This window comes from Citrobacter werkmanii, assembly GCF_008693645.1.
Lineage (GTDB): Bacteria > Pseudomonadota > Gammaproteobacteria > Enterobacterales > Enterobacteriaceae > Citrobacter > Citrobacter werkmanii.
This window is the reverse complement of the sequence record NZ_CP044101.1, coordinates 2,663,851-2,677,376: the sequence shown is the minus strand read 5'-3', so window position 1 is coordinate 2,677,376 and position 13,526 is coordinate 2,663,851. Positions and strand designations below refer to the sequence as shown.

Annotated in this window: 11 protein-coding genes and 1 pseudogene; 9 read left to right on the top strand and 3 right to left on the bottom strand. The window is 49.9% G+C overall.

Annotation, left to right across the window (positions count from 1 at the left end; all coding sequences use genetic code 11):
• Window positions 1–193: 193 nt before the first annotated feature.
• Complete coding sequence (locus tag FOB24_RS13545) at window positions 194–1,735, bottom strand: methyl-accepting chemotaxis protein (RefSeq protein ID WP_150345046.1); 1,542 nt, start codon at window positions 1,733–1,735, stop codon at window positions 194–196.
• Window positions 1,736–2,242: 507 nt separating this feature from the next.
• Between FOB24_RS13545 and FOB24_RS13540 the strand changes: the two genes are divergently transcribed.
• From FOB24_RS13540 to FOB24_RS13495, 9 genes and pseudogenes are all read left to right on the top strand, one after another.
• Window positions 2,243–3,241 (top strand): MsnO8 family LLM class oxidoreductase, encoded by a 999-nt coding sequence (locus FOB24_RS13540; protein ID WP_150345045.1) that lies wholly within the window; start codon window positions 2,243–2,245, stop codon window positions 3,239–3,241.
• On the top strand, window positions 3,241–4,362 hold the full coding sequence (locus FOB24_RS13535; RefSeq protein WP_150345044.1) for an amidohydrolase: 1,122 nt from the start codon (window positions 3,241–3,243) through the stop codon (window positions 4,360–4,362). Before FOB24_RS13540 ends, FOB24_RS13535 begins: the two co-directional genes overlap by 1 nt.
• A gap of 25 nt (window positions 4,363–4,387) precedes the next feature.
• Window positions 4,388–6,646: pseudogene (locus FOB24_RS24290) on the top strand (NtaA/DmoA family FMN-dependent monooxygenase).
• Between the two features lie 10 nt (window positions 6,647–6,656).
• On the top strand, window positions 6,657–7,166 hold the full coding sequence (locus FOB24_RS13520; protein WP_006684497.1) for a GNAT family N-acetyltransferase: 510 nt from the start codon (window positions 6,657–6,659) through the stop codon (window positions 7,164–7,166).
• Window positions 7,167–7,175: 9 nt separating this feature from the next.
• Window positions 7,176–8,102, top strand: coding sequence for an amino acid ABC transporter permease (locus FOB24_RS13515; protein ID WP_038640681.1), 927 nt, complete (start codon window positions 7,176–7,178; stop codon window positions 8,100–8,102).
• Complete coding sequence (locus FOB24_RS13510; protein ID WP_038640679.1) at window positions 8,086–8,859, top strand: amino acid ABC transporter ATP-binding protein; 774 nt, start codon at window positions 8,086–8,088, stop codon at window positions 8,857–8,859. Before FOB24_RS13515 ends, FOB24_RS13510 begins: the two co-directional genes overlap by 17 nt.
• A gap of 251 nt (window positions 8,860–9,110) precedes the next feature.
• Window positions 9,111–9,632: a PAAR domain-containing protein gene (locus FOB24_RS13505; protein WP_137351471.1), complete on the top strand. Its 522-nt coding sequence runs from the start codon at window positions 9,111–9,113 to the stop codon at window positions 9,630–9,632.
• 2 nt (window positions 9,633–9,634) lie between these two features.
• Window positions 9,635–10,813, top strand: coding sequence for a hypothetical protein (locus FOB24_RS13500; protein ID WP_150345043.1), 1,179 nt, complete (start codon window positions 9,635–9,637; stop codon window positions 10,811–10,813).
• 1 nt (window position 10,814) lies between these two features.
• Window positions 10,815–11,210, top strand: a complete 396-nt coding sequence (locus tag FOB24_RS13495; protein ID WP_110498044.1) for a hypothetical protein — start codon at window positions 10,815–10,817, stop codon at window positions 11,208–11,210.
• 202 nt (window positions 11,211–11,412) lie between these two features.
• Here the strand turns inward: FOB24_RS13495 and FOB24_RS13490 are convergent, their stop codons facing one another.
• Both FOB24_RS13490 and FOB24_RS13485 read right to left on the bottom strand, forming a co-directional pair.
• Window positions 11,413–12,402: a zinc-dependent alcohol dehydrogenase family protein gene (locus FOB24_RS13490; RefSeq protein WP_150345042.1), complete on the bottom strand. Its 990-nt coding sequence runs from the start codon at window positions 12,400–12,402 to the stop codon at window positions 11,413–11,415.
• An 89-nt stretch (window positions 12,403–12,491) separates the two neighbouring features.
• Window positions 12,492–13,421: a LysR family transcriptional regulator gene (locus tag FOB24_RS13485; protein WP_069324918.1), complete on the bottom strand. Its 930-nt coding sequence runs from the start codon at window positions 13,419–13,421 to the stop codon at window positions 12,492–12,494.
• Between the last annotated feature and the right edge of the window lie 105 nt (window positions 13,422–13,526).

The window sequence follows — 13,526 nt, the reverse complement described above, 5'->3', positions numbered from 1 at the left end:
GGGGAAAACTGCCGGCCGAGCATCCTACATTCAATTGTTCACTTGCGCAAAGCCCCGATAACAAGAATTCAGCATTTTTGTGCAGCCGGAACTGGCGCGGTGTGGCCTCGATTCAGCCAATAAAAGAAAGGGGCGTTTTAACCAGGGAGAGGAGTGCGCTTATTAAGACATTCGCCCGATAAGCGCCGTAACGTTATGCTGATACGCCAAAGACCTGAACGGCCTGCTGTAAGCGTGATGATCGCTGGGTAAGATCGGCGGTAGCATCAGTAACACGTTCCACCATTTCGGCGTTATTGTGTGTCATGGCGCCCACGCGTGAAATTGAATCGTTAATCAGATCCAGCGCCTGGGTTTGCTCTCGCGTGGCCAGACTAATCTCTTTGATCATCATCGACATCTGCAGGACATCACCAATCATCCCGGTGAGATGCGTTTCCGTTCGCTCCACCATTTTGACGCCGCTGTTAACGTTGGCGACGTTCTTCTCGATCAACTGTTTGATCTCTTTTGCCGCCGACGCTGAGTGCTGCGCCAGATTGCGAACTTCTGCTGCGACAACGGCGAAGCCGCGCCCGGACTCTCCGGCTCGCGCGGCCTCAACCGCGGCATTGAGCGCCAGGATATTGGTCTGAAAGGCAATACTATCGATAACGCCAATGATGTCGACTATCTGTCCGTTATCACGCGAGATTGCCTGCATCATGGCAATGGTTTGTTTCATGATATCGCCGCCTGCTGCCGCGTTGGCGCTGGTTTTATCTGCCATGGTCATGGTCTGCGCCGCCGTTTCAGCGGTTTGCTGTACCGCACTGCCAATTTCTTCGATGGCGGCAGCCGTTTGTTGCAGGTCAGCGGAGGTTTCTTCTGAACGCTTGTGCAACGCAGTACCTTCTTTTGATACCCGCTGACTGATGGCGCGAATACCGGATAGTTGCGTACTGACGTCATCGACCAGTGAATTCAGATTAAGCCCGGATTGATTAACCAGACGCATCAACATTCCTATTTCATCGACCCTGTTTAAATGACAGTTATCGGCTTTACGACCAGACACCACTTTCTTCATTTGCGTCAGTAGCGTATTAACTGGCTGACAAATTTGATACTTAAGGTAAATAGCCAGTGCCAGAAACAGCATCAACAGCCCACCCGCCTGAATAATAGAATTCACAGGGGATAAGATAAATAACAACGCCAGCAGGGCAGTTACCCCTAAACTATAATTGACGCGTTGGCTAATACTCAGCCATTTAAACATTGAAACCCATGCCATTATGCCGCGACGAATGATAATACCTTTAAACAGACGAAAGCCTTTAAGCTGCTGACTATTTATTTTTTGATATAAGTTTTCACTTTGGGTTATTTCATCGCGCGAAGGAACAGTGCGTACCGAGATGTAACCAGTGAGTTTTTCATTGTGCCAGACCGGCGTCACGTTGGCCCGCACCCAGTAATGATCGCCATTCTGCCGCCGGTTTTTCACCATTCCCGTCCAACTGTCCCCCTGTTGTAGCGTGTACCACATATCGGCGAAAGCGGCAGGGGGCATATCAGGGTGGCGAATAATATTATGCGGCTCGCCCATTAACTGGTGTTCGCTGAATCCGCTGGCGTCAATAAAAGCAGAGTTGGCGTAGGTAATATGACTTTCTTTATCTGTTGTCGAAAGCAGCGTCGCTTTATCGTTAAGTGCGTACTCAATTTGTGTAACAGGCATGTTACTTTTCATAGAGGCCCCAGGTGGTATGTATAAGCCATAAAAAATCCCCGCAATAAAGCCAGGGGATATTAAAAACTGTTTAAACCATTTTAATAAGAAACGCTGTATTCTCTACTAATCATGATTTCGGTGGAAGTAGTTATAATAAAAATCCTGACGTATAAAAGTTGTTAATTGTCATGAAAGTGAAACATCTAATACAAATATATAACGTGGTAAGCTATTTAATCTGACTTAATGTAAATCACGCTAAAAAAATCACCATAAAAAGCACACTGGCAGAAAGGATAAAGAGGGTTTTACTGTAGTAACAACAACCCTATTATATTTTGTAGGTAATACGTGCAGGCTGTTTTTGCGGCGTGTTTCGCCCGTGAGAGATAAGCCGAATCTTATCCCTGACAGCAACAGGGCTGGTTATCTACTTTTTTGCTGAGCAAATGTGAATTAAGTGTTTCATTATGGTTATTTGATAATTTAATAATAAAGACATGTTAACAAATATGGGCCTGTAACATGTCATATCGCCTGAGTATTCTGGATAAAAGCCCCGTTGGGGAAGGAGAAACTGCCGTGATGGCGCTTGCCCGGACCTTGCGTCTGGCGCAACTGGCAGAAGAGTGGGGATACCATCGTTTCTGGATCGCGGAACACCATAATACACCACAGCTGGCGAGCCCGTCGCCGGAGCTGGTGATCGCCTGGATCCTTGGGCAAACCCAGCGTATCCGCGTCGGTTCCGGCGGCGTGATGCTGCAGCATTACAGCCCGTACAAAGTGGCGGAAAACTTTAATCTTTTGGCATCGTTGGCCCCCGGACGTGTCGATCTTGGCGTCGGAAAAGCGCCTGGCGGCTTACCCCTGTCGACTCAGGCGTTACAGCTGGGACTTCATCAGGATGAAAAAGGCAGTTTTGCTGACCAGCTTTCTCAGCTTAACGGTTGGCTGGCGCTGAACGGCACGGAAAGCGGGGAAACGGTTTTCCCGACGCCAATCCCACCGCGACCGCCAGAAGGGTTTGTGCTGGGAGCCAGTGTACAAAGCGCTCAGCTGGCAGCGCAATCCGACTGGAATTTCATCTTCGCGGCACACCTCAACGGTGACAGAGCGTTATTGCGTGACGTTTTGTCCTTCTGGCAGACCCACAGCACACGCCCGACGATAGTCGCCGTCCAGGTAATTGTGGCTGACAGTAACGACACCGCCGCGCAGCTTGCGGAAAACGTGCAGATCTGGGGCGTGGAACTCGAAAATGGCCAACGCGTCACGGTTGCCAGCGAAGAGCAAGCGCTGGCATTCGCTGCGCAGGCTGGCAGTCCGCCCCGCAAAATCGCGCGTCGTGAACAGGCCTTGTTACACGGTACTGCCCACGACGTGTTGGCAAAACTGAACGTCCTGCATACGCAATTTGGCATTAATGAGTTCATTATCGACACGCCAGTGGCAGAGGGGCACGCGCGTCTGACGTCGCTACGGTTGTTGGCACAAGCCCATAACGCCGTGGAGGTGGTCTGATGACACTGGCGACAACGCTTATCAACTGGCGTCGTGAATTGCATCAACACCCGGAACTTTCCCTGCAGGAAGTGGCGACGACGGCGCGTATTCGCGACTGGTTGCGCAGTGCTGATGTCCAGATTCTGCCATTCAACCTGAAAACCGGTCTGGTCGCGGAAATTGGTCAGGGAGAAGAGATCATCGCCTTGCGGGCGGACATTGATGCCCTCCCGATAGAAGAAAGCGCCGATGTTCCGTTTCGCTCACTCACGCCGGGGGTGATGCACGCCTGCGGGCACGATATTCACACCAGCGTCATGCTTGGCGCCGCGCTGCTGCTTAAGCAGCAGGAAGCAGACTTACCGGGGCGAGTACGTATTTTGTTTCAACCCGCGGAAGAGAGTTTTGGCGGCGCCAAAACACTGATTCGCGCTGGTGCACTGCAAAACGTCGCGGCTATTTTTGGCATGCACAATGAACCGGGTTTGCCGGTAGGGGAGTTCGCCACGCGCGGCGGTGCATTCTATGCCAATGTTGATCGCTTTGTGTTACGTATCAATGGCAAAGGCGCACATGCGGCGCGTCCGCATGAAGGCAAAGACGCCATCCTGCTCGCCAGCCAACTGGTAACAGTTTTGCAAAGCGTTGCCAGTCGCGATGTTAACACCCTCGATTCAGTGGTGCTCAGCGTGACCCGTATTCAGGGAGGAAACACATGGAACGTGCTGCCAGAGTCCGTAGAGCTGGAAGGGACGCTCAGAACGCATCGCATTGAGGTGCAGCAGCAGGTCAAAGCCCGGGTAAATGACATCGCCGCCGGATTTGCCCACGCTTTTGGCGCACAAATTGATGTTATCTGGCATGCGGGACCGACCGCGCTGGTGAACGATGATCGTTGGGCGGATATCGCCACCGCCGTGGCGAAACAATCAGGCTACGCCACCCACTATGCCGACCTGCATATGGGCGGGGAGGATTTTGCCGTCTACCTGCAAAATACGCCTGGAGCGTTCGTCAGTCTTGGTAGCGCCAGCGAATACGGATTACATCATCCGGGATTTAATCCGGATGAACGCTTAATAGAACCCGCCGCGCACTACTTTGCTCATTTAGCAAAAACGGCATTCGCACACATTTAATTTTACCTGTTGGGTAGGGGTTATTATGGCTGAAAATCGGCAACTACGGCTCGGCACTATTCTGCATGGCGCATCGGGAAATATGTCTGCATGGCGTCATCCGGCGGCGCAGGCCGATGCCAGTATTAGTTTTGACTTTGTTAAAGAAACAGCGCTTATTGCGGAAAAAGGGAAGTTGGATTTTATTTTTGTCGCCGATGGTCTGTATATTAATGAAAAATCAATTCCACATTTTTTAAATCGCTTTGAGCCGCTGACGGTATTATCTGCGTTGGCCAGCATCACCCGCAATCTGGGACTGGTTGGCACTGTCTCCACGTCATACAGCGAGCCCTTTACCACCGCCCGGCAGTTTGCCAGCCTCGACCATCTCAGCCAGGGCCGTGCCGGATGGAACGTGGTGACGTCGCCTCTGGAAGGGTCGGCAAAAAACTATTCCCGCGCCCAGCATCCAGAGCATGCCCAGCGTTATCGTATTGCCGATGAATATTTACAAGTAGTGAAAGGACTGTGGGATTCCTGGGAAGATGATGCTTTTACCCGTAATAAGGCAAGCGGAGAATTTTTTAATCCGCAAAAATTGCACACGCTTAACCATCATGGGGATTATTTTCAGGTTGCCGGGCCGTTAAATATCGGGCGAACACCACAAGGCCGTCCAATTATATTTCAGGCTGGGGCTTCTTCCGATGGCAAGAAATTAGCAGCGCAGCATGCTGATGCCATTTTTACTCATCAGGAGTCGCTGGCGGAGGCTAAAGCGTTCTATCAGGATGTTAAAAGCCAATTAGCAACCACCGGGCGCGGTCCCGAACAACTGCATATATTCCAGGGCGTCAGCGTAATTGTTGGCGACAGTGCAGAGGACGTAGAGCAGCAGTATCAGACTACCGCTGCGCTGGTTTCCATTACTGACGCACTGAACTACCTTGGCCGCTACTTCGAACATCATGATTTTGCCCAATATCCGCTGGACGCACCGTTCCCGGATCTGGGTTCCCTCGGACAAAATAGCTTTCGCAGCACGACCGATGAGATCAAGCGTAATGCGCGCGAACGGGGGTTAACGCTACGTCAGGTTGCCCTGGAAGCCGCCAGCCCGCGTCCGCGTTTTAGTGGCACGCCGCAGCAGGTAGCCGACGGCCTTCAGCAGTGGTTCGACGAGAAAGCAGCTGACGGTTTTATCATTCAGGGAGGAACGCCGGATACCTTCCCACGTTTTGTCGAACAGGTTATCCCCGTGCTTCAGGCCCGTGGCCTGTTCCGCCATGAATATCCCGGTACGACCCTGCGTGCAAGCCTGGGATTAGCGACACCTGCAAATCAATTCACACAATAAGAGAAAAACGCTATGCAGAAAAAATCAGTCTTCCTCGCGCTGTCGCTGGCTTTCAGCGCGACCGTCTGGGCAAATGACGTGACTATTAACGGCACGGGCGTAAGCCTGGAAGCCAATAAAACGCCGATTAATACGGCAAAAAATCCGCAGGCGATTGCGCAATTACCTGCGAACCTGCACCTGGCCGTACCGGGCAAATTCACCGTGGCGATTGCCGGGCTCAGTCAGCCGCCGCTGACCGTGTTTGCCGATGACAATAAAACACTGATCGGCAGCGAGGCGGACATTGCCCGTCTGGTGGCAGACAGTCTGGGGCTGGAACTCAACGTTGTGCCCACATCATGGGAAGACTGGCCGCTGGGCGTCACCTCCGGCAAATACGATGCCGCGATCAGCAATATTACCGTCACAAAAGCGCGGAAAGAGAAATTCGATTTCGCGACCTATCGTAAGGACTCCCTGGGCTTTTATGTCAAAACCGGCAGCAAGCTGAAGAAAATCGAGCAGGCGGAAGATATCGCCGGTCTGCGCATTATCGTCGGTTCGGGGACGAACCAGGAAGCCATCCTGCTGGCCTGGAACGATGAAAACGTGAAGAAAGGGTTACAGCCGTTTACGCCAGTGTATACCAAAGACGATGCCGCCCAGACTCTGGCCCTGCAGTCAGGTCGCGCTGATGCCTACTTCGGTCCTAACGTTATTGGCGCGTGGAAAGCCGCGCTCAACGGTAAAACACAATTGGTGGGTAGCGTTGATGGCGGTTGGCCAAAAGCGGCACATATCGCCGTGACGCTGAAAAAGGACAGCGGTTTGGTTCTGCCTGTGCAAACCGCCCTCAACGGCGTGATTGGCAACGGCGACTACGACAAGGTACTGAACCGTTGGGGGGAAGGGGTGGAACGCATTCCGCAATCTGAGATCAACCCAGCCGGGTTAGGCGACTAAGGAGGTTATCGTGAGCGATCAATTTCGCGTGGTCTCACCTGAAGCCAGCGAGCTGCAACCCATTTTGAACGGTCTGTTTGGTGAATATGCCGCCCGCTATGGCGATTATTTTTCTCGCGACGCAGAGGTGGAACTGACCGAATGGTATCTGGCGCCGCAGGGGCTGTTCGTAGTACTGGAACGTAACGGTGAGATCATCGCCACCGGGGCCTACAAACCTTACGACAAAGATACCGCCGAGATTAAGCGTATCTGGACGAAAAGTAGCCTGCGACAGCAGGGGCTGGCGGCGCGCGTAGTGCAGGAGCTGGAGCGTAGGGCGCTACTCGCGGGCTACAGCCGGATTTATCTGACCACAGGATTTCGCCAGCCGGAGGCCGTCCGGCTGTATTTAAGTCAGGGCTACGATCCGCAGTTTGATACGGCGCGCGATCCCGAAGAGTACAGCCAGCCGCCGTTTGATGGACGACTGCGCTTTACCAAACTGTTGACCATCGCCGGTCAGGCCAGAATAGCCTGAGGAGATAAAATGAAAACGACTGATAGCATTAAAGTCGTACCGGCGCGCTATCCCATGCGTACCGTCGGAGCGATCATTGCTTTGTTTGTTCTGGCGGTGATTATCCAGTCCGTGGCGTTTAACCCGCGCTGGGAATGGGGCGTGTTTGCCCGCTGGTTCTTCGATCCGGTTATCTTGTCCGGTCTTGGGCAAACATTGTTGCTGACGCTTATCGGTACGCTGTTGAGTATTCTCATCGGCGGTCTGCTGGCGCTGGCGCGACTTTCATCTTCCTGGCTGCTGAACGGTCTGGCATGGGGATACATCTGGCTGTTTCGCTCGTTACCGCTGATTGTAGTGCTAATCGTTCTGTACAACTTCTCCTATCTGTACGACACGTTGACGATTGGTATTCCGTTTACTCCCATTCAGTGGGGCAGTTTTGAGACCATCAATGTACTCGGCCAGTTTTCCACTGCGGTAGTCGGCCTGACGCTGGTGCAAAGCGCCTATACCGCTGAAATTATTCGTGGTGGATTTTTGGGGGTTGATCACGGTCAGTACGAGGCTGCTGCGGCGCTGGGCTTACCGGCATGGCGACGTACGCTGCGAATTATCCTGCCGCAGGCGCTGCGCACTATTTTGCCTGCCGGGTTCAATGAAATCATCAGTCTGGCGAAAGGGACGGCGATGGTATACGTGCTGGCCATGCCTGAGTTGTTCTACACCATCCAGATGATCTACAACCGCACGCAGGAGGTGATCCCGCTGCTGATGGTCGGCGCGGTGTGGTATCTGGTGATCACCAGCGTCCTGTCGCTAATTCAGCACCTGGTCGAACGCGCGCTGGCACGTAGCGAACGACGTTCAGCGATCAATACCGCCCGGGTGAGTCGTGCAGAAAAACGCAGTCGTCAACGTCCACAGCAGGAGACCGCCCATGTCCCACTCGCCTGAAGGCCATATTTCTATTACCGGCGTCAGCAAATACTTTGGTCGCCACAAAGCGCTGGATAATGTGTCGCTGGAGATCCCGCCCGGTACGGTAACCGTTATTCTTGGCCCATCCGGCTCCGGGAAATCCACGCTTTTGCGGACTATCAACCATCTGGAGCGCGTCGATGAAGGTTTTATTCAAATTGATGGCGATTACATTGGCTATCGTCGGCAGGGAGACAAGCTGTATGAGCTGAAAGAGGCGGAAATTTTGCGCCAGCGCGTTAACGTCGGCTATGTGTTCCAGAACTTTAACCTGTTCCCGCACTTAACGGTGCTGGAGAATTTGATTGAAGCGCCCATTGCGCACGGTCTGGCAACACGTAAAGCCGCTACCGAGCGGGCATTAACCCTGCTTGATGCGGTAGGACTGCGTAATAAAGCCGATGCCTGGTCGCGTCACTTATCCGGCGGACAGCAACAACGTATCGCCATTGCCCGTGCACTGGCATTAAATCCGCGCGTCATGCTGTTTGATGAACCCACGTCAGCGCTTGATCCCGAACTGGTGGGCGAAGTGCTGGATGTTATCAAAGCGCTGGCGCAGTCGGGAACCACGCTGGTTGTAGTAACGCACGAGATTGGCTTCGCCCGGGAAGTGGCGGATCAGGTGGTGTTTATGGTCGATGGCAAAATTGTCGAGCAGGGCAGCAGCGAGCAGGTGCTGAATCATCCACGCCACACGCGCACCCAGCAGTTTTTGTCGAAAGTGCTTTGAGTACTGCGTCCAAAGAGTGAAATTATCAAGAAAATATGAACGTCCGTTAATCCTAAATTAGTCTTCCTTTTAAGTAACAAACTTAGTGACTAATTATCAAAAAATCACTTTATTATCATGTGAATAATGACTTGGATCTGGAATATATCACCCTTAGTGAAGTTGTGAGCAAGCATAGTAAAATTTTGCTTAAATCATGTGTTATGTATCATGCCATTGAGTATTACCACTTTTTAACTAAGGAATTGAAAATGGTAAGAGCACTGGCCTGTCTCGGCGATAAAACAAGTTATGGAAAAATTATTACTGCTTCTGCATCCTGGTATGATGGTGATAGAGCTATTGCCCAAACCGGTGACAGGGCAATTTGTCGGAAATGCAATGGACATTTTCCAATTTTCGCTTCTGCAGTGGACTGGATGGAAAATGGTAAAGCATATGTAGCTACTGGCGACAGGGTGTTGTGTGGCTGCTCCAATCACTATGTTTTTGGTACAGCCACACAATATACCAGCAGTGGCGCGGGTACTTTAACCACCCGCGACACCAGTCAATTATCGATAATGATGCAGAACTCACAGGATGTCAGCAGCAGAAACTGTATTCGTTTTAAGTGTGCAGATGATAACGGCAGACTGATGGTGGATTGCCGGTATCTTCTCATACTCCCGGACGGCCATACAGAAACGGGGAATACAGATAGCCAAGGGATGACAGAGTGGCATTATGCTGAATCCGCTGAAAATATTAACCTGCACATATTAATGGATTAATTATGGCTGTTTATCCGCTCAGCACCCGTATTCGCTCTAATGTTCCTGCAAACTCTTTATTATATGATCTATCTATTTATCGTATGAATGCTGACAGAAATAAATATTATCTGATAGATGTGAGACAGCAGAAATTTAAGGATAACTACCAAACTCAGATACATATTTCTGAAGATATAAATGAGCCTCTATCAACTATCTACATTATGGAAATGACGCTTTATCGTAAGACGATGCTGCATACTCACAGTGTTACTCCAAAGCCTTTCACAAAGATGTATACGCTTGCAGAATTTAGTACAGGTAAAGCATGGTCTGAGGCTAAACGTGAAAATCTCTGTTATTTTGAATCGGCAGGTACACCTAAACCTGAAAGTCAGGGCGGTGAAACGAAAATAATTACCATAACCCGCGAGGAGAGACCATTTATAGCAAAAGAATATCCCATTGGTAATTCCAGGGATCCTTTTGATAAAAAATTAGTAGAACGTCAAATAGAAGAAAGATTTAACGGATTTGATTTCCCTAATCAAATAGCTGCAAGTGTATGTGGACCTGCAGCATTTTTTTACTGCCTGCAAAAGGATCGCCCTGATGTGTATGCGCAAGCTGCCCGTGAACTTTGGCGATACGGAAAAACTAAAATAGGTAATTTAATCATTTCGCCAGGTAAAGGCTGTCGGCATCCTACAGGTGCATTTTACTATGATGACGGCAGACCGAAGATAGCCGGTACAGACTGGATGACACTTGCTGGACTCAGAGATTCAGAGAATACAATGCTGAGCTTTGATGCTCTTGATTCTCCAGTTGCTGGTATCACCATTTGGCAAATTTTGGCAGAATGGTTTGAAAAAGTCGGCTATAAAATGGTTTTCAGTAATGTCGGTATTACTCAGGCGGGTGTTCAGGGAATCAGAGATTTAAATAAATATATTGAGCAAGATTATAAAGTCGTAACATTGATAAATGATGGACTTCTTGTAAATAGTACAAATAAAACAACATTACCTACACACTGGGTTGTTTGGAATGGTTCAGTCATGCAAGATCCTAATGGATATATTAGTTTAGAATTGTTTTCTTGGGGAAAGGAAAAAAACTGGATAAAACCAAACAAAGATTTGCAATTTTTTATCAACAGGTTTTTTGGAGGGATGGTTTTCAAATCATTGAAATAAAATGGGAAAATTTTTTTTGGTTCTGCCTTTATTTTTACTGTCTGCCTGTTCGTTGCAGGCAGAATTCACTCCAGAAGGGGAGGTGCTTAATGATGCAACTGTTGGCATTCCCTATTATAACCAAATAAATATATTTGGTGGAGTAGTTCTTTCTTATGATCTTTATGGTAAACAAGTCATTGCTGGAGATATTCATCCAGATAATTTAGGGCTTCACTTACAGTATTGTGATGATAATGAATTCAATAATTGTATCCAGATTAGAGGGACACCAACAAAAGCAGGCATAGCTAAAGTGCGAGTACATGGGGGCTTAGGTGGCGGAATGCTTTCAAAATCAGGAGAGTTCGATAAAACCTATACTATTACGGTCAAAGATTCAGAAGGATCTTCTTAAGATCGTTTGAGAGGCGCTCTCAGCATAGCCCATCAAGATACGAGAACCCGCTCAGAGACAAGTTTTCTCATTTCTTGATGGTTAAAAACAGCATTAACGTACAATATTAGGTGCTGAATCATCCACGCAACACGCGCACCCAGCAGTTTTTGTCGAAAGTGCTTTGAGACACATTGCGGCACAAGGGTGTGCCGCACAGGGGTTATACAGTGACGACGATTTTGCCTACCTGACCGTTGGCTTCCATGTATTGATGTGCCTCGACGATATTATCAAAGGCGAAGGTTTTATCAATCAGCGGCTTGAGCTGCCCGGACTGCAATCCTTCAAAGATAAACCGTTTCGCTCGCGAAAGTTTTTCTGCGTCCGAGGTGATTTCAAAAATTTCATAACCACGGAAAGTCAAATGGCGACCGAGGATCTCAATGACCGGTATAGAAAGGTCTCGTGCATCAAGCGAGCCATATTGGAAAAAGATCCCACCGGCCGGCATCACCTGGGCAATTTTTGCCACTCCCGGGCCACCGACCGGATCGAAGACCACACGGGTTCCTTTGCCATCAGTAATGCGTGAGATCTCAGTGACAAGATCTTGCTCATGACTGGCGATAACATCTGCTGCCCCAAGCTGCAAAAGCTGGCTTCGCTTCTCGCTGGTTCGCGTCATCGCAATAGGCTTTGCGCCGAGCATATTAGCAATCTGAATTGCTGCCAGTCCGACGCTACTGGAAGCAGCATTGATCAGCACATTATCTCCAGGTTTAATATCCGCATATTCAACCAGTGCACCGAATGCGGTCACATACATCATCCAACTGGCGGCGGCTTCGGCAAAGCTGAGGTTTTGCGGATGTTTTACGACCGCGTGCGCCGGGGCATTAACGAGTTCTCCATACATACCATATTGATGAAAGCTGAAAGCCGGAATGACGCTAACGTAATCCCCAGGTGCAAACTCACGTACGTTGTCTCCTACGGATTCAACGACTCCGGCAGCTTCATAACCCAACCGTGCCGGGAAATTAGGTTGATAAATATACTGGCCTGTGCGGTACATAATCTCCGCACGGTTGATACCAATTGCCCGTACGCGGATCTGAACCTCATTTGCATCAGGCGCGGGAACCTGCATGTCCTGAATCTTCAAGACGTCAGCGTCACCAATTTGATTAAAAACTACGACCTTAGACATAGCAGACCTCAGTAAATTGTTCTGTATTGGGTCCGCACAATTTAACGATTCAGATGAGAGTGAAAAACCGCAGTTGTGGAACTTCACTATTACTCATTTCGTAACAATCCCTGAAGCCGCGGTTTTTGTTGGCTAAAAAGTTCGCACAGCCAGTCAATGAATACCCGCACGCGAGGGGTGAGGTGACGCCTGTCGGGGTAAAGCACAGAAACCGGTTTTGATTCTCCGGCGTAATCGGCCAGCACCTCAACGAGCTGACCCGACTGGAGGTAGGGGGCCAGCACGGCATGAACACCACGTATGATGCCGAGTCCAGATAAACAGCCGGTCAGCAATATATCGGAGTTATCAACGCTTATCCGCCCGGTGGGCGTGAACGATAAAGTTTTACCTCCGCTAATGAAGGACCACTCCAGCGCTTCCCGGTGACGCTCGCTAAAAAAGTTAAGCGCCTGGTGTCGGGATAAATCCTCTGGCGTCTGCGGTACGCCATGTTGTTGCAAATAATCCGGTGACGCGCAGGTCACCATCTTTACTTCACCAAGTCGCCTGGATATCAGGGAAGAGTCTTGTAATTCGCCGATACGGATCATGCAGTCGATACCTTCGGCAAGCATATCGATTTTACGGTCGGTGGAGGTGAGTACCATCTCGATGTCAGGATATCGCGACTGGAAATCTTTCAGCGCAGGAACTAACACGGAATGCGCCAGCGACAGAGGGGCATTAACCCTGAGTTTTCCGCGTGGCGGGCGGGTTGGCGAGAAAGAGGCCATGATGTCATCAACGTCGCCAAGCAGTATTTTTGTGCGTTGGTAAAAAGCGTCACCTTCATCGGTCAGCGTCACTTTACGGGTTGTGCGGTTAAGTAACTTTGCCCCCAGTTCGTCTTCAAGATGCTGGATGGCTTTGGTCACTGCGGGGCGATGCAGGTGTAATACGTCTGCAGCTCTGGCAAATCCACCTTGCTCAACAACCTGTATAAAAATGGTCATATATTCAAACATACTGGAACGCATCGCTTATTTCTCCCGATATCCGATCATTGTTATTATGAGAGTAATAATCATGCCTGCATAGGTTATTGAATGCTGCTCTACACTTAGTGTTTTAACGTTGAGGGT